We start from the raw sequence: 20,377 nt of genomic DNA, 5'->3' as shown, positions 1-20,377 counted from the left end.
ACCTAAGGGCAAACCCGAGGGCGATTATCGGGTGTCGCGGACAGTGCGGCGCACAACATTTCAAAGTCTTTACGTTGTTACAAAGACGCAACACTTTGCCAATCCCCTGACCTGAAGACCGTTTTAGAGTAGTTGCGTCTGCCTCCGCTCCATGCGCGGACAGGCCGTGCGCGCGGCGATTTTCGTCGAACGACACGAGAGGAACGCGCCACAAGACGCAAAATTTTATCCCAAAATGAGTCGCATACCCCGGCGTTACGCAACTCGGGCGCAGCGCGACGCACCGGCTTGATTACAATGCCGGCTTTCGCCTGCTTCTCGGCGCGACGTTCGGGCGCGGCGTTCAACCCTCGTTTCACCACACGCACTGATTTTGGAAGCTCTCAACCCTGCCCAGCGCAACGTCTACAACGCGAAGCTCGCGAGCTACGCCGATCGGCCGCTCGCGTTTCTGTTCCGCTACATCCGGATGCACCCCGTCGCGCACGTCATCGTGCTCGTCAGCGTGCTCGCGGCGGTCGGCTGCGCGCTCGGCTCGCAATATGCGATCAAGCACCTGATCGACGTGCTCGCCGCCGGCCGCCATCATCCGGGCCCGCTCTGGGGCGCGTTCGCGCTCCTCGTCGGCCTCATCGCCGCGGACAACCTGCTGTGGCGCGTCGGCGGCTGGGTCGCCGCGCACACGTTCGTCGCGGTGACGGGCGACCTGCGCCGCGACCTGTTCCAGTATCTGAGCGGCCACTCGCAGACTTACTATGCGGAGAAGCAGCCCGGCACGCTCGCGAGCCGGATCACGGCGACGTCGAACGCGATCTACACGGCCGAGAACACGATGGCGTGGAACGTGCTGCCGCCGTGCATCGCGGTGATGGGCGCGATCCTGATGATCATCGTCGTCAATCCGCTGATGGCGCTCGGCCTGCTGTCGTGCTCGGCCGTGCTCGCGATCGTGCTGTTCAAGCTCGCGAGGCGCGGCTCGGTGCGCCACCACCGCTTCGCCGCGAGGGCGGCGGCCGTCGACGGCGAACTCGTCGACGTGATCGGCAACATGGGGCTCGTGCGCGCGTTCGGCATGACGCTGCGCGAGCAAAAGCGCTTCGGCGCGACCGTCAAGGCCGAAATGGACGCGCGCCAGCAGAGCCTGCTCTATCTGGAAAAGCTGCGTCTGCTGCACGCGGTGATCACCGCGATGCTGTCGGCGGGCCTCCTCGGCTGGGCGCTGTGGCTGTGGGACCAGGGCCGCGCGACGTCGGGCGACATCGTGCTCGTCAGCTCGCTCGGCTTCACGATCCTGCACGGCACGCGCGATCTCGCCGTCGCGCTCGTCGACGTCACGCAGCACGTCGCGCGCCTCGCCGAAGCGGTGAAGACGCTCCTCGAGCCGCACGGGATGCCCGACCGCTCGGACGCCGTCGCGCTCGCGCCGCGCGGCGGCCGCGTCGACTTCGAGCGCGTGACGTTCGCGTATCCGCACCGCCGGTCGATCCTCGACCACTTCGACCTGCACATCGAACCCGGCCAGCGCGTCGGCCTGATCGGCAAGTCGGGCGCGGGCAAGTCGACGGTGCTCGCGCTGCTGCAGCGCTTCTATGACATCCAGCAAGGGGCGATCCGGATCGACGGCCAGGACCTCGGCTCGATCACGCAGGAGAGCCTGCGCCAGTCGATCGCGCTCGTGCCGCAGGACATCTCGCTCTTTCACCGGTCGATCTACGAGAACATCGCGTACGGCCGCCCCGACGCGACGCACGAGGAAGTGCTCGCCGCCGCGCGCGAGGCGCGCTGCACCGAGTTCATCGAGGCGATGCCGGAAGGCTTCGAGACGATCGTCGGCGATCGCGGCGTGAAGCTGTCGGGCGGCCAGCGTCAGCGGATCGCGATCGCGCGCGCGATCCTGAAGAACGCACCGATCCTGCTCCTCGACGAGGCGACGTCGGCGCTCGACAGCGCATCCGAGGAAGCGGTCCAGGCAGCGCTCGACCGGCTGATGACGGGCCGCACGGTGATCGCGATCGCGCACCGGCTGTCGACGCTGCGCAACTTCGACCGGATCATCGTGATGAGCGCGGGCAAGGTGATCGACGACGGCAGCCCCGACGTGCTGTGCAGCCGCCCGGGCCTCTATCGCGACCTGCTCGCGAAGCAGCACGGCCGGCACCTGCCCGCGCCGGCGGAGCGCCGCGGCGGCAAAGATTCGTCGGCGTCGGGCGACGAGCGCGTCGCGTAACGTCGCGTGCCGTGCGGCGCGCCTCGCGGGCGGCGGTGCGTGCCGATCGAGCCGATAGTGCTCGGCTCGATCGGCACGAGATGGACAAGCTCGGAGCTTCAACAGTAAAAAGGCCCGACCGGCATATGCCGGTCGGGCCTTTTCGTCGCACGCGCCATGAACGATTGGCGCGGCGCCCAGTAGTCGCCATGTCCGGCCTTTCGCCTTTCGCCTCTCGCACGTTGCGTCCCGGCTCTCTGGCTTCGCAAATTTCGCTCTCGACACACATTGCGCACGCGAACGCGTTGCCCCGAACACCGGCAAGCAGCAGCCGTCAGCCGGCGCCGCCGCGCCCTATCGCCCGAGATCCCGCAGGAAGTTGTCGCGCCACACCGACACGTTGTTCTCGCGCAGCCGGGCGAGCATGTCGGCGTGACGCGCGCGCCGCTCGGCGAGCGGCATCGACAACGCACGCGACAACGCGTCGGCCATCCCGCCGATATCGATCGGATTGACGATCAGCGCGCCCGTCAATTCGTACGCGGCGCCCGCGAAGCGCGACAGCACGAGCACGCCGGGATCGTCCGGGTCCTGCGCGGAGACGTACTCCTTCGCGACGAGGTTCATCCCGTCGCGCAGCGGCGTCACGTAGCCGACGCGCGCGAGCCGGTACAGCGCGGCGAGCACCGTGCGCTCGTACTGCCGGTGGATGTAGAGGATCGGCGCCCAGTCGAGCTCCGCGAAACGGCCGTTGATGCGCCCCGACTCGCCTTCGAGCTGCCGGCGGATGTCCTGGTACGCGCGCAGGTCGGCGCGCGTCGATGGCGCGATCTGCAGGAACGACACGTGATTGCGAAACGACGTCTCGTGCTCGAGCAGCTTCTCGAACGCGCGAAAGCGCTCGACGAGTCCCTTCGAATAATCGAGCCGGTCGACGCTCATCACGAGTTGCCGGCCGCGCAGCGACGCCGCGAGCGAACGCACCGCGCGGCCGTTCTCGCCCGCCTTCGCGAGCGCGGCGATCTCGTCCGGATAGACGCCGATCGGATACGCGGCCGCGCGCAGCGTGCGCCCGAACGCGTGGACGCGCGCCGTGCGCGCGGTGCGATCGACGGCGCCGCCCGCTTCGTATTCAACGTACTCGAAGAACGCGCGAAGATCGGTCTCGGTCTGGAAGCCGAGCAGGTCGAACGAGCATAGCGCCTCGACGAGCTCGCGATGCGGCGGCACGTTGACGAGCACCTGCGCGGCCGGAAACGGAATGTGCAGGAAGAAGCCAATCCGGTTCTTCACGCCCGCCGCGCGCAGCGCGCGCGCGAACGGAATCAGGTGATAGTCGTGCACCCAGATCACGTCGTCGTCGCGCAAAAGCGGCACGAGCTGCTGCGCGAGCCACACGTTCACGCGCGAGTAGCCTTCGAACTCGTGGCGGTCGAACTGGATCAGGTCTGCGCGGTAATGGAACGCGGGCCACAGCGTCGCATTCGAAAAACCGCGGTAGTACTGATCGTAGTCGCGGCGCGACAGGCCGATCGTCGCGAACGTGACAGGGCCGTGCTCCTCGACGCGGATCTGCGGCGCACCGGACGCGGCCACCTCGCCGCTCCAGCCGAACCACATGCCGCCCGTTTCCTTCAGCGCGTCGTAGACGCCGATCGCGAGGCCGCCCGCGGCCGGCTCCCCCTCCGAGATCGGCGCGACCCGATTCGAGACGATGATGAGACGACTCATGCCGACGCGCGCCCCGCGTCGATCCAGCGCGCGAGCTGCTCGCGGAACGCGGCGACCGAATCGATTCGCGCGCGCGCCGTCGTGTCGCCCGCGCCGACCTTGATCGACAGCCCGCCGTTCGCATTGACGACGGCGAAGCCCTGCTCGTCGGTCAGATCGTCGCCGGCGAACACCGGCATGCGGCCGGCGAACGGCGGCTCGTTCAGGAACGCGGCGACCGCGCGCCCCTTGTCGACGCCCTTCGGCTTGATCTCGAACACCATCTTGCCCGGCTGCAGCACATATGCGTCCGGATAATCGGCGACGAGCCGCTCCGCCGCCGCACGCGCGGCGCTTTCGCGCTCGGGCGCGTTGCGAAAGTGCAGCGCGAGCGCCGCGCCCTTGATCTCGAGCAGCATGCCCGGATGCCGGTCGACGACCGCCGCGAGCTCGCGCTCGATGCGCAGCAGACGCGGATCGTCGAAGCCGATCCGCTGCGTGTCGCCGTTGGCGTCGCGCCGCTCGGCGCCGTGCAGGCCGGCCACGGGCAGATCGGGCAGCTTGAGGAACGCGTCGATGCTGTCGATGCCGCGCCCCGACACGATCGCAACCGCGCCGTGCGCCAGCCGCCGCAGCTCGTCGACGAGCGCGGGCACGTCGGGCGGCACCTGGATCGCGTCGGGCGTCGGCGCGAGGTCGACGAGCGTGCCGTCGAAATCGAAGAAGAACGCGGTGCGGGTCAGGGGAAGGGAAAGCGGGATGGATTGCATCGATTCGCTGATGAGAATGGCTGCCGGCGGGCGCGCCCGCCGGGCGAATGTGCGCATCTTACCGCGCCTCGTGCAGGATGAACAAAAGCGCGGGCCTGCGACGCGCGGCCGACGCATGCGCATTGCTGCGACATTTTGCCCCGGTTCGGTGCACCGCGCGCGTTTCGAAAAGACGATCCCGATCAAATTGCGCTACAGTCGCAACCGCTAACAGAAACAGCGCGACGCCGATCCGCCGCGGCGCCAGGCTCGCGGCGCGCAGCCGGACGGGGCGCACGGGCCGCGACGCGGCAATGCGCCGGAGGCGCGGCGCGATCGATGCGGCATCCACGGCGTCCGCGCCACGCGCCGCGATCGAGCCCGAGACCGCCGCGCGTCGCCGTCGCGCACGATTGCTTCGAACCGAATTCGCCGATGCCGTTTCCCCTTTTCGCGGCGCGCACGCGCGCCGCATCGCCGGCTTCCGCCCGCCGCGCGCGCGTGATCCGCTTCGCCGCAGCGTGCGCGGCGGCGGCCGCGCTCGCCGGCTGCACGCCGCGCGGCGAACCTTGGCGCCTCGCGAACGTGACGGGCCATCTGCCTGACCTGACGTTCTCGCTCACGGGCGAAGACGGCAAGCCGATCGACGCCTCCGCGTTCCGCGGCCGCGCCGCCCTCGTCTACTTCGGCTACACGCATTGCCCGGACGTGTGCCCCGAGACGATGGCGCGCCTGATGCAGGTACTCGCATTGCTCGGTCCCGATGCGCGCAACGACGTGCGCATTCTGTTCGTGTCGGTCGACCCGGCGCGCGACACGCCGGCCGCGATGCGCGACTACGTCGGCGCATTCGACGCCGAGCATGCGTACGGCCTCACCGGCAGCGAGCGGCAGATCGAGTCGCTCGCGAAGCGCTACCGCGTCGCGTATCAGATGGAAAAGCGCGATCCGAACGGCAATTACGAGGTCACGCACAGCTCTGCCGTCTATATGTTCGATGCACAAGGCCGCGCGCGCCTGCTCGCGACCGATCAGGATTCCCCCGACGCGATCGCCGCCGATCTGCGCCGGATCATCGTCAACCGTTCCTGAACCGGAACTCACTTACCGCCTAGCCGATGACGCTCAAACTCAAATCCCTCGCCGCGCTCGCTGCCCTCTCGCTCAGTCTGCACGCCTATGCCGCCGGCGCCGCTTCGATCAGCGCGCAAAACGCATGGGTGCGCTGGCTGCCGAACAAGCTGCCCGCCGCGGGCTACGTGACGCTCGTCAACGCGAGCGACAAGCCGATCGACCTCGTCGAGGTCGAGAGTCCCGAGTACGGCATGACGATGCTGCATCAGACCGTGTCGAGCGGCTCGACGCAGAAGATGGAGATGGTCGACAAGCTGACGATCCCCGCGCGCGGCAAGGTCGACATCGCGCCGGGCGGCTATCACTTCATGCTCGAAGCGCCGAAGCGCGCGATCAAGCCGGGCGACACCGTGCATCTGCGCATGCAGTTTTCCGACGGCGAGAAGCTCGACGCGCCGTTCGTCGTGAAATCGCCCGCGACCGCCAAGTAAGTCCCGCGCGATGAACCTGCTGTACTGGCTCGAGCCGTGGGAGCCGTCGCCCACCGTCGTGATCGCGGTGCTCGCGGCCGGCGTGCTGTTCGCGCGCGGCGCGCGCAAGGCGAAGGTGTCGCCGCTGCGGCAGTTCTCGTTCTGGCTCGGGCTGACGGCGCTCTACGTCGCGCTGCACACGCGGCTCGACTACTTCTTCGAGCACGAGTTCTTCATGCACCGCGCGCAGCACTTGGTGCTGCATCACCTCGGGCCGTTCTTCATTGCGCTGTCGTATCCCGGCGCGGCGATCCGCGCGGGCATCCCGTTCGCGTGGCGGCGCCGCTTCGTGCGCCCCGCGCTCGCGCAGCCGATCGTGCGCGCAACGCTCGACATCGTGTTTAATCCGGTCGTCGCGGTCGTGCTGTTCGTCGGCCTGATCTATTTCTGGCTGCTGTCGCCGATCCACTTCGTCGCGATGCTCGACTGGCGGCTCTACCGCGTGATGAACTGGAGCATGGTGATCGACGGACTGCTGTTCTGGTGGCTCGTCGTCGATCCGCGTCCCGCGCCGCCCGCGCGGCTCGCGCCGGGGCGGCGCATCCTGATCGCCGTCGCGGCGATCCCGCCGCAGATCCTGCTCGGCGCGCTGATCTTCTTCACGCCGCACGAGCTGTATCCGATCTATTCGATCTGCGGACGCGCGTTCACGTGGCTGAGCCCGCTGCGCGACCAGCAGATCGGCGGGCTGCTGCTGTGGATTCCCGGCTCGATGATGAGCGTGATCGGCGCGCTGATCGCGCTGCGGCACTGGATGCGGCTGTCCGCACGCGGCCGGCTGGCCGACGAGCGGTCGGCGCGCGCCGAACTCGCGCGCGCCCGCGCCGCCCGCCCGACGTCCTGACGAACGCGATGCGCACCGAACCCGCATGCCGCATCGGCGGGTTCGGCGCGGCGTTCATCGCGTGGGCGAACGCATCCACACGTGCGGAATGCCGTCTTCGTCGTGCACGTCCGAACTGGGCGCGAAACCGAACGCGCCGTAGAACTTCTGCAAATGCGCCTGCGCGTGCAGGCTGATCGGCGTGTCGGGCCATTGCGCGCGAATGCGCTCGAGCGCGGCCGCGAGCATCGCGTTGCCAAGACCCATTCCGCGAAACGGCTGCGTCGTCAGCACGCGGCCGATCCGGATGTCCGGCTCCGTCGCGTCGGGCAGCAGCACGCGCAGATAGCACGCGAGACGGCCTTGCGCGTCGTATGCACCGAGGTGCCACGCGTCGGAATCGGCATGATCGATGTCGCGGTAAACGCAGTTCTGCTCGACGACGAACACGTCGCTGCGCGCGGCGAGGATCGTGTAGATTTCCTGTGGCGTCAGCGCATCGAACGGCTTCCAGCGCCATTCGAGCGATGCCGACGGCTCCCCGGCGATAACGGACGAAGCGGCGGTCGTGGATGAAGACATGATCGAAATTCCGAATGAATGGCGGCGCTGCTGCAAAGCGCGCAATGGTCGATTATGCCTCGAACGCGAACGCAATGCCGATGCACCGCCGATGCTCGTCAGCGGCAGCATCCGCACACGCGCACTCGTTCGCGACAGCCGCGCATAGAAAAAAGCCCCGCTCGTCGCGGGGCGCCGCGCTTACGCGCTCATCTTGCCGAAGCGGCCGCTGTTGAAATCGTCGACCGCCTGACGGATCTCCGCTTCGCTATTCATCACGAACGGCCCGTAGCCGACGATCGGCTCGTCGATCGGCTCGCCGCTCAGCCACAGCAGCGTCGCGTCGTTGTTCGCCTCGATCTCGACATCGCGTCCGTCCCGCGCGAACTGCACGAACTGCGCTTCGCGCACGACTTCGTCGCCGTTCACGAGCACGGTGCCGCGCAGCACGACGAGCGCGAGCGTGCGGCCTTCGTCGACGCCAAAGCGCGCGCGGCCGCCTTGCTCGAGGCGCACGTCCCACACGTCGAGCGGCGTGTGCGTGCGCGCCGGCCCGCGACGGCCGCCGAACTCGCCCGCGATCACCCGCACGCGGCCGGCGCCGTCGGGCAACTCGACGGACGGGATGCTGTCGTTCAAGAGCGTCTGATAGCCGGGCTCCGACATCTTGTCCTTCGCGGGCAGGTTCACCCACAGCTGCACCATCTCGAGCATGCCGCCGTTGCGCGCGAACTGCGCCGAATGGAATTCCTCGTGCAGGATGCCGCCCGCCGCCGTCATCCACTGGACGTCGCCCGGACCGATGTGGCCGCCCGCGCCCGTCGAATCGCGATGGTCGACTTCGCCCTGATAGACGATCGTCACCGTCTCGAACCCGCGGTGCGGATGCCCGCCGACGCCGCGCCGGCGGGTCGTCGGCTCGAAGCGTGCGGGGCCGGCGTAATCGAGCAGCAGGAACGGGCTCAGATGCGCGCCGTGGCTGTCGTAGCTGAACAGGGACCGCGCCGGAAAGCCGTCGCCGACCCAATGCGAGCGAGGCGCGCTGTACACGCCGACGATTTTCTTCATCTTCCTCTCCTTTCGTTCATGGTCGAAGCGATCGCTTCAATCGATGGATAGAAGATAGAATCGGAACGATAACTTCGGTAGCCTACGCAAATCGCACGCAGCGTTCCATCTGGAGAACGATAGATCATGCGGGATCTGAACGATCTCTACTACTTCGTCCAGGTCGTCGACCACGGCGGCTTCGCGCCCGCCGGGCGCGCGCTCAACATGCCGAAGTCGAAGCTCAGCCGGCGGATCGCGCTCCTCGAAGAGCGAATCGGCATGCGCGTCATCCAGCGCTCGACGCGCCGCTTCGCGGTCACGGACGTCGGGCAGACCTATTACACGCATTGCCGCGCGATGCTCGTCGAGGCGGATGCGGCCGACGAAGCGGTCGCGCTGATGCGCGCCGAGCCGCGCGGCATCGTTCGAATGACGTGCCCCGTCGCGCTGCTCGATACGCTCGTCGGCGACATGATCGCGGCGTTCATGGCCGAATGCCCGCTCGTCGAGATCCATCTCGAGGAAACCAATCGGCGCGTCGACGTCGTCGGCGAGGGAATCGATGTCGCGCTGCGCGTGCGGCCGCCACCGCTCGAGGACAGCGATCTCGTGCTGCGCGTGCTCGCCGAACGCGGACAGTGCATTGTCGCGAGCCCGCGGCTTCTCGACCGTACCGGTGTGCCGCACGTGCCCGCCGATCTCGCCGCGCTGCCGAGCCTCGCGATCGGGCTGCCGCAGGACGAGCACGCGTGGAATCTCCATGGCCCTGGCGGCGCACACGCGGCGATCCGCCATCGGCCGCGGCTCGTCACGCGCGGGATGTTCGCGGTGCGCGCGGCCGCCGTTGCGGGCGTCGGCGTCGTCCAGCTGCCGACGATGATGGTCCGCGACCAGATCGCGCGCGGCGAGCTGCGGCAGTTGCTGCCCAGCTGGGCGCCGCGGCGCGAGATCGTGCATGCGGTGTTCGCGTCGCGCCGCGGACTGCTGCCATCCGTGCGCGCGCTGCTCGACTTTCTCGCGCAGCGCTTCGCCGCGCTCGAGCCCGATTAGGGGCGCATGCGGGCGTCCGATGCCATGCGCGCTCGAACCCGGAACGCGCGCGCGGTTACGCCGCGCACGACGCCGAATTCCCGTAGACTGCGCAAGCCACCACGGCCGCGCGCGGCCGCCGTTCAACCGTCACGTCACATCGCTCATGTTCGCGCTCTCCGAAGCCCTTCCGTCGTCGAAGCCCGCGCTCTACGAAACGCTCGTCGCACAGGCGCGCGCGCTCGTCGAGTCGGAAACCGACGTCGTCGCCAATGCGGCGAACTTCTCGTCGCTCGTCTATCACTCGCTCGACGGCCTCAACTGGGCCGGCTTCTATTTCCACGACGGCCGCGAGCTCGTCGTCGGCCCGTTCCAGGGCAAGCCCGCATGCGTGCGCATTCCGCTCGGCAAGGGCGTGTGCGGGACGGCTGCGCAGACGCGCAGCACGCAGCTCGTGCACGACGTGCACGCGTTCCCCGGCCACATCGCTTGCGATTCGGCCTCGCAGTCGGAGATCGTCGTGCCGCTCGTCGCGCGCGACGGCGCGTTGATCGGCGTGTGGGACGTCGACAGCCCGCTGATCGGCCGCTTCGACGAAGAGGATGCAAAAGGCATGGAGGCGCTGTGCCGGGTGTTCGTCGACATCGCGTGGGAGAACGCGGCTCGGCTCGGCAAGTAAGTCAGGCATCCGGACAATGCCGGCCGCACAGCGGACGGCATCGCCGCCGAGCGTCACGATCGACGCCCGAACACAGGCGCGCATTCATCTGTCGGCGCGGCGGCACACTCGGAGCCGCGCTGAGCATGTCGACAGGCGTGCCAGTCGACAGATTCGCGCCCCAGTCGGTCGGTCGAGCGCGGCGCGGGCCCTGCACACGATCGGCACGCCTGTCGATTCGGCTGAAGACGGCCGGCTTCGCGCTCCGCGCATCCCGCCATCCGAATCTATCGCTGCGCTTCCCGGCCACCGACGCTGCGCCACTCGAACCGCGAAGCTCGCCCACCGCGCCCCCACCATCGCCACATCGCAAGCACGATGACGACGAGCAGCGGCACAACCAGCACGCTGCCTTCGGGCCCGGCCGCCCCGCCGCTCAGCAGCGCATGGCCGACGGGATGCGCGGTCAGCCGCACGCCCTCGACAAGCCGGCCGCTGTCCGGCGCGCCGTAGAAATACGATTCGCCCCAGTCCCATGCCGCATGAAAGCCGATCGCCCACCAGAGCGACCCCGTATACCAGAGCGACAGGCAGAAGACGAGCCCGAACAGCATCGCCGACGCGAGTCCCATGATCGACTCGTCCGGGCTGATGACGTGCAGCACGCCGAAGAGCGCCGACAGCAACACGGCGCCCCACCAGAAGCCGAGCCAGCGCGCGAGCGTATAGAGCAGGTAGCCGCGCAGCAGCGACTCCTCGAAGATCCCGGTCATCAGGAACATCACGGCCCAGACGGCCGCGTATTCCCACGCGCGGATGCCGTGGATCGCCGGCGCGTCGAAGCGCAGCAGTCCGGCTTGCCACAATACGAATACCAGCGCCGAAATCGCCGCGAAGCCGCACGCGATGCCGGCCGCGAAGCGCGACGCACGCGCGCGGCCTTGCAGCCCATAGGAAAACGGCGAGCGGCGCTCGATCCACGCGAGCACGATGGTTGCGAGCGCAACCGAAGCGAGTTGCATGGCCTCCATGACCGCGCCGTTTGCGACGGGCAACGCCTGATCGTCGGCGGGCATCGGCAACAGCCGGTGCGAGACAAACGCGAATCCCGCGATCGCGCCGACGAAAATCCCGACGAACAGCAACGCGCCCCACGGCGCGCGCAAGCCGTCATGGCCGAAGAAGATTCGGCGCAAACGGCCGCCGTGTCGTCTGGCCGACGCCGACGTCGACGCGCCGCCCGACGGCGCGGGCGAATTCGAATGGATCGGCTCCAAGTGCGCTCCCGCTCGAAGTTGAAATGGACAACGTATGCGTCACCCTCCTCCTCGGATTGGAACGTCCGCGAAAGTGGCTTTGGTCGAAGCTTTGCTCGTTTGATTGTGTATTCCCACGTGCCTGACGGCCGCAGTCGTTTGTTCGCCATGCGCGGTCCACTCGCCTCGATTGCCAATTAGCCAATCTACGGGTGGTCAGCGGTGTTTCTTGGTTGGTTAGACGCGACTTTGTACCACTCTAGACGACTGCCTTACAAGGATCGAGCGGAGCAGAAAAAAGAAAAGCCCTGATAAATCAGGGCTTTTTCTGGAGGCGCGAGCCGGAGTCGAACCGGCCTACACGGCTTTGCAGGCCGCTGCATAACCGCTTTGCTATCGCGCCGTAAGCGGACTGCCAAACGTCGCGAAACCGGCCGGCTTGCAACGATCAACAGATTTCGATTGAAGGCCGTCGGGCCTATCAAACAAAAAGGGAAGCTCGGCTTCCCCTTGTTCTGGAGCGGGAGACGAGTCTCGAACTCGCGACCTCAACCTTGGCAAGGTTGCGCTCTACCAACTGAGCTACTCCCGCATCGTCCTGCATCTGCATGTTTGCCGAACAACGCGCCAAGCAAAACGCTGCTTTCAAACCTGGAGCGGGAGACGAGTCTCGAACTCGCGACCTCAACCTTGGCAAGGTTGCGCTCTACCAACTGAGCTACTCCCGCGTTTTGCTTCATCCACCGCACTGCGTCAGGCGTCGCGCAGTGGAGAAACGAGATTATGGTGAAACAGGATTTATGTGTCAAGCGTTTTTCGCACCCTTTTTCTTCGATCGCGTCATCGCCCGCTTCGACGCGCGATCCGGGCACGCGTTTCAAGCGTTCACGCCGCACCGCCGCGCTCGCGAATCTGCGGCCACGCGAGCTTCATGTAGTAGAGCATCGACCAGATCGTCAGCACGGCCGCGAGATACATGAGCCATTCGCCCCATACGCGCGTGTCGATCGCGACGCCGCCGCCGAACGGCAGCCGCCCGTAGTACAGCAGCATCGGAATCGCGACCATCTGGCACGCGGTCTTGAACTTGCCGAGCGAATTCACCGCGACGCTCTTCGACGCGCCGATCTGCGCCATCCATTCGCGCAGCGCCGAGATCGCGATTTCGCGGCCGACGATCACGAGCGCGATCGCCGCGTCGATGCGCGCGAGCTGCACGAGCATCAGGAGCGCCGCCGTCACCATCAGCTTGTCGGCGACGGGATCGAGAAACGCGCCGAACGCCGACGTCTGGTTCCACTTGCGCGCGAGATAGCCGTCGAACCAGTCGGTCAGCGCGGCGAGAATGAAGATCACCGCCGCCGCCAGGTTGCGATGGTCGGCGCTCAGCATCGCGTCCGGCAAATAGAACACGCCGACGACGAGCGGAATCAGCACGATTCGCACCCACGTCAGGAAAATCGGGAAGTTGAACGGCATGGCACGCGACACGATTGAAGGATTTGCCATTGTGCCGCGTCACCCGCGCCGCCACAAGCGAAGCGCCCGGCGAAGCGCCCGGCGCGGGCCGCGCCGCCCGGCTTGCCGGCCGAGGCGGCACGGATGGCCCGACGCTCAGTGAAGCTGTCGGTAGATCTGCTCGGCGAGCGCGCGCGAGATGCCGTCGACGCTCGCGAGCTCGTCGACGCTCGCCGCGACGACGCCGCGCAGGCCGCCGAAGCGCGCGAGCAGCCGCTGCCGGCGTTTCGCGCCGACGCCTTCGAGCTCTTCGAGCCGCGACGTCTGGCGCGTCTTCGCGCGCTTCGCACGCATGCCGGTGATCGCGAAGCGGTGCGCCTCGTCGCGGATCTGCGCGACGAGCATCAGCGCGGCGCTCTCCTTGCCGAGCTCGAGCGGCGCGCGGCCGTCGGCGAAGATCAGCGTCTCGAGCCCGACCTTGCGCCCCTCGCCTTTCGCGACGCCGACGAGCATCGAGATGTCGAGCCCGAGCTCGGAGAACACCTGCCGAGCGATCTCGACCTGGCCGCGGCCGCCGTCGATCAGCACGATGTTCGGCAGCCCCCCGGCCGACGCGGCCGCATGCACCGCGTTGCCGTCGATGCCGGCCGCCGCGTCGGCCGACGCTTCGGCGGCCGCCTCCTCGACCATCTTCTCGTAGCGGCGCGTGAGCACCTGGCGCATCGCCGCGTAGTCGTCGCCGGGCGTGATGCCCGTGATGTTGTAGCGGCGGTACTCGGACGACTGCATCTTGTGGTGGTGATAGACGACGCACGACGCCTGCGTCGCCTCGCCCATCGTGTGGCTGATGTCGAAGCATTCGATCCGCAGCAGCCCGAGATCGTCGCTCTCGTAGCCGAGCACGTCGGCAAGCGAGCGCGTGCGCGCCTGCTGCGAGCCCTGCTCGGACAACAGCCGCGCGAGCGCGAGGCGCGCGTTTTGCTCGGCCATCGTGAGCCACGCGCGCTTTTGACCCTGCGGCTGCCGCACGACCGCCACCTTGTGCCCCACTTGCTCGATGAGCAGATCGATCAGCTCGCGGTTCGCGGGCGCGTGGCTCACGACGAGAATCGGCGGCACCCGGTTGCCGAGATAGTGCTGCGCGATGAACGCTTCGAGCACTTCGGTTTCGAGCGACGCGGTGCCGGGCTCGGCTTCCTGCGACGCGGCGCCGTCGTCGATTTCGGACGGTACGGTGGCTTCGAAGGCACTCGCCGCGTCGAGGTCCGCTTCCGCACTTCCTTCGGTGTTTTCGTCGACGTTCTCGTCCGCGCTCGCGCTCGCGCCCGCATGCGCTGCCGCGCCGCCGCTCGCGCGCCCGGCGGCCGCCGCCGTTTCGCCGGCGAGCCGGGCCTGCGCGTCCGCTTCGGTGTGCGCTCCGGTGTGCGCTTCGCCTCCCGCTTCACGGCCCGCGTCGGTGTCCGCTTCCGCGCCCGCTTCGCCGGCGAGCGCAAGCGCGCTCTCGACGTGCGTCGGAAAATACGCCTTGTCGCCGAGATGCCGCCCGCCGCGCACCATCGCTAGATTCACGCACACGCGGCCGCCCAGCGCGACAACGGCGAGGATGTCGACGTCGCTGTCGCCGCCGACGTCGATCGCCTGCTGATGCAGCACCTTCGCGAGCGAGCTCATCTGGTTGCGCACGAGCGCCGCCTGCTCGAACTTCAGCTCGGCGGCGAACGCGTGCATCTTCCGCTCGAGCTCGCCCATCACCTCGCCTTGCCGGCCGAGCAGGAAGCGCGACGCGTTGCCGACGTCGCGCGCGTAGTCCTCTTCGCCGATCGCGCCGACGCACGGCGCCGAGCAGCGGCCGATCTGGTGCAGCAGGCACGGACGCGTGCGGTTGTTGAACACCGAGTCCTCGCAGGTCCGAAGCTGGAACACACGCTGCAGGATCTGGATGCTTTCGCGCACCGCCCAGGCACTCGGAAACGGCCCGAAATACTGGTTCTTCTTGTCGACCGCGCCGCGGTAGTACGCCATTCGCGGGAACGTGTGGCCGGTCAGCTTCAGGTACGGATACGACTTGTCGTCGCGAAACAGGATGTTGTACCGCGGCGCGAGCGCCTTGATCAGGTTGTTCTCGAGCAGCAGCGCCTCGGCTTCCGAGCGCGTGACCGTGGTCTCGATGCGCGCGATGCGCGTGACCATCATCGCGATCCGCGGCGATAGCTGCGTTTTCGTGAAGTAGCTCGACACGCGCTTCTTCAGATCGCGCGCCTTGCCGACATACAGCACCGCGCCTTGCGTGTCGTAGTAACGGTAGACGCCCGGCAGGTGCGGCAGTTGGGCGAGGGTCGGCTTGGGTTCGAAAGGAGATTCGGGTGCGTCGGGGGATGTCATGCTCAATCCGGGCGCGAGCGGCGCGCGCGAACAAGGTCATTTAGAATCGCCAGTTTAGAGCATTCGCCGCGCGCGTTCGCGGCGCGATCGCCGCGGCAGCCCTGCCGCGCCCCGTTTGCTTTCCGGTTTGCTCCCATCTCGCCCTGCTTTCACCGCTCCGATGACGTCGTCCGCCCCGCTCGCACCGCCCGCTTCCGCCACTGCCGCCGTTCGCACGCCGCAAGACGCGTCGGGCCCGATCGCGTGCGATATCTTCTGCGCGGTCGTCGACAACTTCGGCGACATCGGCGTGTGCTGGCGTCTCGCGCGCCAGCTCGCGGCCGAGCACGGCTGGCAGGTGCGGATCTTCGTCGACGATCTCACGACGCTCGCGCGGCTGCAGCCGGCCGCACGGCCCGACGCCGCGCGCCAGACCATCGACGGCATCGTCGTCGAGCACTGGCGCGCGCCCGCGCATGCGGGCGACACGCTCGAGATCGCCGACGTCGTGATCGAGGCGTTCGCGTGCGAGCTGCCGGGCGCGTACGTCGCCGCGATGGCGCGCCGCGCGCGGCCGCCCGTGTGGATCAATCTCGAATACCTGAGCGCCGAGGATTGGGTCTGCGACTTCCATCTGCGGCCGTCGCCGCATCCGCGCTATCCGCTGACGAAGACGTTCTACTTCCCCGGCCTCGGGCCCGGCACGGGCGGCGTGCTGAAGGAGCGCGACCTCGACGCGCGCCGGCTCGCATTCGAAGCGAACGACGACGCACGCCGCACGTGGTGGCAAAAGGTCGCGGGCGCGCCGATGCCGGGCCCGGACGCGACCGTCGCGTCGCTCTTCGCGTACGAGAATCCGGCGCTCGACGCACTGCTCGAGCAATGGCGCGACGGCCGCGAGCCGGTCGTGCTGCTGGTGCCGGAAGGCCGCATCTCGGCGAGCATCGCGCGCTTCTTCGGCGTCGGCGCATTCGGCGCATTCGGCGCAGGCGCGCACGCGGAGCGCGGCAGCGTCGCCGCGCACGGCCTCGCGTTCGTCGCCCAGCCTGACTACGATCTGCTGCTGTGGGCGAGCGACGTGAACTTCGTGCGCGGCGAGGATTCGTTCGTCCGCGCGCAATGGGCGCGCCGGCCGTTCGTCTGGCAGATCTACCCGCAGGCCGACGACGCGCACCTGCCGAAGCTCGACGCGGCGCTCGCGCACTTCACCGCGCGCGTCGATCACGCGACGCGCGCGGCGACCGAGCGCTTCTGGCACGCCTGGAACGGTTCCGGCGCGCCCGATTGGGCCGACTTCTGGCGGCACCGCGCAGCGCTCGCCGCGCGCGCGGCGAGCTGGGCGGACGAGCTCGCGGCCGTCGGCGACCTCGCCGGAAATCTGGCGAATTTTGCAAAAACTCAGTTAAAATAAACGGTTATCCAATGGACGACCGCGCAAGCGCGTCCGTTTTCGGCGCGACGCTCCAGGATAAAGGGGCCGCCAGTTCCGGCCACGGCGGATCGCGCACGCGGCCGCCCGGGCTGCCGGATCGAGCCCGCTTGCGCCGTTAGCCGTTGAGCATCGCTCAGGAAATTTCTCTCGTTCAGGATAGTTTTAGTTATGAAAACCGCACAGGAACTCCGCGTAGGCAACGTCGTGATGGTCGGCAACGACGCATGGGTCGTCTCGAAGGCCGAATACAACAAGTCGGGCCGCAACGCCGCCGTCGTCAAGATGAAGCTGAAGAACCTGCTGACCAACGCAGGCCAGGAATCGGTCTACAAGGCGGACGACAAGTTCGACGTCGTCGTGCTCGACCGCAAGGAAGTGACGTACTCGTACTTCGCCGACCCGATGTACGTGTTCATGGACGCCGACTACAACCAGTTCGAAGTCGAAGCGGAAATGATGGGCGACGCGCTCAATTACCTCGAAGACGGCATGACGTGCGAAGTCGTGTTCTATAACGAGAAGGCAATCTCGGTCGAACTGCCGACGATCCTCGTGCGCGAGATCACGTACACGGAGCCGGCCGTCAAGGGCGATACGTCGTCGGGCAAGGTGCTGAAGAACGCGAAGATCTCGACGGGCTTCGAGCTGCAAGTGCCGCTCTTCTGCAGCACCGGCGACAAGATCGAAATCGACACGCGTACGAACGAGTATCGCAGCCGCGCATAAAAAACGTTTGCGCGAGCAGGCCGGACAAAGCGCCCCGAAGGGCGCTTTTTGTTTATTCGACGTCGCTTATTGCATAAAGGCACCACATCATAAACAATGCATCGAGGAAACCCTGACGGGATTCAATTTGTATCATCCGTAACTGTTTTATAGTCGATAATAAATACTGTACGCCAAGTGCGCGATGGGGCATAAAATTCATTTCTCATCCCGAAATGGGGGCTGTATGCCGGTCCGGCCGATGGACCGGCTTTTCAACTCGCGCACACCATGCCACACGCCCTGATTGTCGAAGACGATCCCAATAGCTTATCCGGCCTGACCGCGCTCCTCGCCGCGGACGGGTTCTCGGTCGATACGGCGACATCGCTCGCCGAGGCGCGCGGCGCACTCGCCCGCTCGATTCCCGACGTCGTCCTCGTCGACTTGAACCTGCCCGACGGCAGCGGCTTCGACTTGCTGCAGAACCTGCCGCAGCAACAGCCGAACGGCTCGCTGCCGGTGATCGTCCTGACCGGCAACGCGACCGTCGAAAGCGCGATCGAAGGATTGCGGCATGGCGTCTGGGATTATCTGCTGAAGCCCGTCAACATCCCGCGGCTGCGCAGCCTGCTCGCGCGGATCCCGCGCCCGTACGAGCTGATCGAGGAAGTGCAGGCGCTGCGCGCGTCGCTGCGCCGCCTCGGCCGCTTCGGCTCGCTCGTCGGGTGCAGCGACGCAATCCAGCACGTCTACGACATGATCGAGCACAACGCACGCACCGAAACCGCGGTGCTGTTGTGGGGCGAGCCCGGCACGGGCAAGGAGACGGCCGCGCGCACGCTGCACGACCTGAGCCGCCGCCGCAAGGGCCCGTTCGTCGCGTTCGACTGCCGCGCGGCCGTTCAGTCGCCGCGCAACATCGAAACCAACGGCCGCGCGATCGAGAGCATGCTGCTCGGTCGCGAGCGCGGTGCGTACACGGGCGTCGAGCGCCGCGATCCCGGCCTGTTCGAGCAGGCAAGCGGCGGCACGCTGTTCCTCGAGGAAATCACCACGCTGCCGCTTTCGCTGCAGGAGGCGCTGCTGCGCGCGCTCGATTCGCAGAACTTCATGCGCGTCGGCGGCACGACCGAGATCGCGAGCGACTTCCGGCTGATCGCGACGACGCGCCGCCCGGCGCGCGAAGCGGTCGCGAACGGCACGCTGCGCGAGGATCTGTGGTTGCGCCTCGACGCCGCCTCGATCGGCCTGCCGCCGCTGCGCGAGCGCGACGACGACGTGATCAGGATTGCCGAGGCATTCGTCGACGACCTGAACCGCGACGCACGCGCCGCGGGCCTGAACATCACCGACAAGCGCATCGCGCCCGGCTTCATCCGCGAATGCCTCGCGTACGACTGGCCGGGCAACGTGCGCGAATTGCATGAGCGCGTACGGCTCGCGTACGACCAGTCGGGCGATTTCGTCGAGACGCTGCGCGCGGGCGACGCATACCCGCAGCCCGGCACGGCGCTGAACGGCAGCAGCGTGCAGGTGCGCGTGGGCACGCCGCTCGCCGACGTCGAGGACCTGCTGATCCGCGCGACGCTCGATGCGGTCGGCGGCACGCGCCACCGGGCGGCGACGCTCCTCGGCATCAGCCCGAAGACGCTCTACAACAAGCTGCAGCGCATGAAGATCAGTTGACGTCGACGCGAGGGCGGCTGCGCACCACCCTCCTCGCCCGTCCGCGTTACGCGAACGTGCTGCGCAGGAGTTCCTGCGCGCACAGATAGCGCGGCTCGCGCATCAGCCTGCTCCACTTGAGCGCCTTGCCGCGCGGCCGCATTGGCTTGATCCGCTGCAGCGATTCGCGCGACATCGTGGCGCGCAGTTCGTCCAGCACACGTTCCGCGGCGTCCGGCTGATTGCAGATCAGCACCATGTCGCAGCCCGCTTCGAGCGCGGCCTGCGCCGCCTGCGCGAGCGTGCCGCCTTCGCGCGCCGCCTCCATCGACAGATCGTCGCTGAACACCGCGCCCGGAAAGCGCAGCCGGCCGCGCAGCACGTCCTGCAGCCACACGCGCGAAAAGCCCGCCGGCTTCGAATCGACCTGCGTGTAGATCACGTGCGCCGGAATGACGGCCGCGAGCGACAGCCCGAGCCAGTCGTACGGCGCGGCGTCGTTCGCGAGGATCTCGTCGAGCGGACGGTCATCGATCGGCAGTGCAACGTGCGAGTCGGCTTCCGCATGACCGTGGCCGGGAAAATGCTTGCCGCAGTTCGCCATTCCGCCGAGCGCGAGCCCGTGGTTGAGGCTCTTCGCGAGCAGCGCGACGACGCGCGGATCGCGATGGAACGCGCGATCGCCGATCACCTTCGAGCGGCCGTAATCGAGATCGAGCACGGGCGTGAAGCTCATGTCGACGCCGCACGCACGCAGCTCGGACGCGAGCACGTAGCCGACCGCGGTCGCCGCCTTCGTCGCGTGCAGCACGTCCTTGTCCCATAGCTCGCCGAGCCGGCGCATCGCCGGCAGCACCGTGAAGCCGTCGGTGCGAAAGCGCTGCACGCGCCCGCCTTCGTGGTCGACCGCGATCAGGATGTCATCGCGAATCGAGCGGATCGCGTCGGTCAGCCCAACGAGCTGCGCGCGGCTCTCGAAGTGGCGCGCGAACAGGATCACGCCGCCCGTCTGCGGGTGCGCGAGACGGCGCGCATCGTCGCGCGTGAGCGTCGTGCCGGCGACGTCGAGCATTACCGGACCGGGGGTCAGTTTCATCGAATCAGCGT

Annotated in this window: 19 protein-coding genes and 3 tRNA genes; 10 read left to right on the top strand and 12 right to left on the bottom strand. The window is 67.6% G+C overall.

Going from position 1 to position 20,377, the window contains the following annotated elements; translation table 11 throughout:
* Positions 1–373 precede the first annotated feature (373 nt).
* Positions 374–2,227 carry an ABC transporter ATP-binding protein gene (locus WS62_RS16950; RefSeq protein WP_066572865.1) on the top strand — a complete coding sequence of 618 codons (1,854 nt, stop codon included), beginning with the start codon at positions 374–376 and terminating at the stop codon, positions 2,225–2,227.
* Positions 2,228–2,560: 333 nt separating this feature from the next.
* Here WS62_RS16950 and otsA read toward each other — a convergent pair whose 3' ends face one another.
* From otsA to WS62_RS36545, 3 genes are read right to left on the bottom strand one after another with little or no spacing between them, the layout of a single operon-like run.
* On the bottom strand, positions 2,561–3,937 hold the full coding sequence (otsA, locus tag WS62_RS16945) for an alpha,alpha-trehalose-phosphate synthase (UDP-forming) (RefSeq protein ID WP_066572864.1): 1,377 nt from the start codon (positions 3,935–3,937) through the stop codon (positions 2,561–2,563).
* Complete coding sequence (gene otsB, locus WS62_RS16940) at positions 3,934–4,743, bottom strand: trehalose-phosphatase (protein ID WP_082721036.1); 810 nt, start codon at positions 4,741–4,743, stop codon at positions 3,934–3,936. Before otsB ends, otsA begins: the two co-directional genes overlap by 4 nt.
* 1 nt (position 4,744) lies before the next feature.
* On the bottom strand, positions 4,745–5,017 hold the full coding sequence (locus WS62_RS36545; RefSeq protein ID WP_156441020.1) for a hypothetical protein: 273 nt from the start codon (positions 5,015–5,017) through the stop codon (positions 4,745–4,747).
* Positions 5,018–5,100: 83 nt separating this feature from the next.
* Between WS62_RS36545 and WS62_RS16930 the strand changes: the two genes are divergently transcribed.
* The 3 genes from WS62_RS16930 to WS62_RS16920 are packed head-to-tail and all read left to right on the top strand — an operon-like array spanning position 5,101 to position 7,113.
* Positions 5,101–5,757, top strand: coding sequence for an SCO family protein (locus WS62_RS16930; protein ID WP_066572862.1), 657 nt, complete (start codon positions 5,101–5,103; stop codon positions 5,755–5,757).
* Between the two features lie 26 nt (positions 5,758–5,783).
* The gene (locus tag WS62_RS16925) at positions 5,784–6,230 is read left to right on the top strand and encodes a copper chaperone PCu(A)C (RefSeq protein WP_066572859.1); all 447 of its coding nucleotides are present in this window, start codon (positions 5,784–5,786) and stop codon (positions 6,228–6,230) included.
* Positions 6,231–6,240: 10 nt separating this feature from the next.
* Positions 6,241–7,113, top strand: a complete 873-nt coding sequence (locus WS62_RS16920) for a cytochrome c oxidase assembly protein (protein ID WP_066572855.1) — start codon at positions 6,241–6,243, stop codon at positions 7,111–7,113.
* A gap of 54 nt (positions 7,114–7,167) precedes the next feature.
* Here WS62_RS16920 and WS62_RS16915 read toward each other — a convergent pair whose 3' ends face one another.
* Positions 7,168–7,674, bottom strand: a complete 507-nt coding sequence (locus tag WS62_RS16915; protein ID WP_066573021.1) for a GNAT family N-acetyltransferase — start codon at positions 7,672–7,674, stop codon at positions 7,168–7,170.
* Here WS62_RS16915 and WS62_RS36540 point away from each other — a divergent pair.
* Positions 7,673–7,822: a hypothetical protein gene (locus WS62_RS36540; RefSeq protein ID WP_156441019.1), complete on the top strand. Its 150-nt coding sequence runs from the start codon at positions 7,673–7,675 to the stop codon at positions 7,820–7,822. The genes WS62_RS16915 and WS62_RS36540 overlap by 2 nt on opposite strands.
* Before the next feature lie 32 nt (positions 7,823–7,854).
* Here the strand turns inward: WS62_RS36540 and WS62_RS16910 are convergent, their stop codons facing one another.
* A complete protein-coding gene (locus tag WS62_RS16910) occupies positions 7,855–8,721 on the bottom strand; it encodes a pirin family protein (RefSeq protein ID WP_066572851.1) in 867 nt (288 codons plus the stop codon).
* 126 nt (positions 8,722–8,847) lie between these two features.
* On the opposite strand from WS62_RS16910, the gene WS62_RS16905 reads away from it, so the two are divergent.
* Entirely contained in the window at positions 8,848–9,753 is a 906-nt protein-coding gene (locus WS62_RS16905) for a LysR family transcriptional regulator (RefSeq protein WP_066572848.1), read from the top strand.
* A 145-nt stretch (positions 9,754–9,898) separates the two neighbouring features.
* Complete coding sequence (locus tag WS62_RS16900; protein ID WP_066572846.1) at positions 9,899–10,411, top strand: GAF domain-containing protein; 513 nt, start codon at positions 9,899–9,901, stop codon at positions 10,409–10,411.
* A gap of 266 nt (positions 10,412–10,677) precedes the next feature.
* Here WS62_RS16900 and WS62_RS16895 read toward each other — a convergent pair whose 3' ends face one another.
* The 6 genes from WS62_RS16895 to uvrC all read right to left on the bottom strand — a co-directional run bounded on the left by WS62_RS16895 (position 10,678) and on the right by uvrC (position 15,486).
* On the bottom strand, positions 10,678–11,667 hold the full coding sequence (locus WS62_RS16895; protein WP_066572844.1) for a CPBP family intramembrane glutamic endopeptidase: 990 nt from the start codon (positions 11,665–11,667) through the stop codon (positions 10,678–10,680).
* A gap of 308 nt (positions 11,668–11,975) precedes the next feature.
* Positions 11,976–12,049 (bottom strand) — tRNA-Cys (locus WS62_RS16890).
* Between the two features lie 113 nt (positions 12,050–12,162).
* Positions 12,163–12,238: transfer RNA gene (locus WS62_RS16885), tRNA-Gly, on the bottom strand.
* A gap of 60 nt (positions 12,239–12,298) precedes the next feature.
* Positions 12,299–12,374, bottom strand: a tRNA-Gly gene (locus WS62_RS16880).
* A 157-nt stretch (positions 12,375–12,531) separates the two neighbouring features.
* Complete coding sequence (gene pgsA / locus WS62_RS16875; protein WP_066485484.1) at positions 12,532–13,125, bottom strand: CDP-diacylglycerol--glycerol-3-phosphate 3-phosphatidyltransferase; 594 nt, start codon at positions 13,123–13,125, stop codon at positions 12,532–12,534.
* Positions 13,126–13,260: 135 nt separating this feature from the next.
* Positions 13,261–15,486, bottom strand: coding sequence for an excinuclease ABC subunit UvrC (uvrC, locus tag WS62_RS16870; protein WP_066572841.1), 2,226 nt, complete (start codon positions 15,484–15,486; stop codon positions 13,261–13,263).
* Positions 15,487–15,646: 160 nt separating this feature from the next.
* Between uvrC and earP the strand changes: the two genes are divergently transcribed.
* The 3 genes from earP (at position 15,647) to WS62_RS16855 (ending at position 19,291) form a co-directional block, all read left to right on the top strand.
* Positions 15,647–16,876: an elongation factor P maturation arginine rhamnosyltransferase EarP gene (gene earP / locus WS62_RS16865; RefSeq protein ID WP_066572838.1), complete on the top strand. Its 1,230-nt coding sequence runs from the start codon at positions 15,647–15,649 to the stop codon at positions 16,874–16,876.
* A gap of 189 nt (positions 16,877–17,065) precedes the next feature.
* Complete coding sequence (gene efp / locus WS62_RS16860) at positions 17,066–17,623, top strand: elongation factor P (RefSeq protein ID WP_066485477.1); 558 nt, start codon at positions 17,066–17,068, stop codon at positions 17,621–17,623.
* A 270-nt stretch (positions 17,624–17,893) separates the two neighbouring features.
* Positions 17,894–19,291 (top strand): sigma-54-dependent transcriptional regulator, encoded by a 1,398-nt coding sequence (locus tag WS62_RS16855; protein ID WP_066572836.1) that lies wholly within the window; start codon positions 17,894–17,896, stop codon positions 19,289–19,291.
* A 46-nt stretch (positions 19,292–19,337) separates the two neighbouring features.
* Here WS62_RS16855 and nagZ read toward each other — a convergent pair whose 3' ends face one another.
* Positions 19,338–20,366, bottom strand: a complete 1,029-nt coding sequence (gene nagZ, locus WS62_RS16850) for a beta-N-acetylhexosaminidase (RefSeq protein WP_066572835.1) — start codon at positions 20,364–20,366, stop codon at positions 19,338–19,340.
* Positions 20,367–20,377: the final 11 nt, after the last annotated feature.

It is taken from the genome of Burkholderia sp. ABCPW 14, assembly GCF_001523835.1.
GTDB classification, from domain to species: Bacteria; Pseudomonadota; Gammaproteobacteria; order Burkholderiales; family Burkholderiaceae; genus Burkholderia; species Burkholderia mayonis.
The sequence above is the reverse complement of the archived record's forward strand: the minus strand, read 5'-3'. Positions and strand labels throughout refer to the sequence as shown.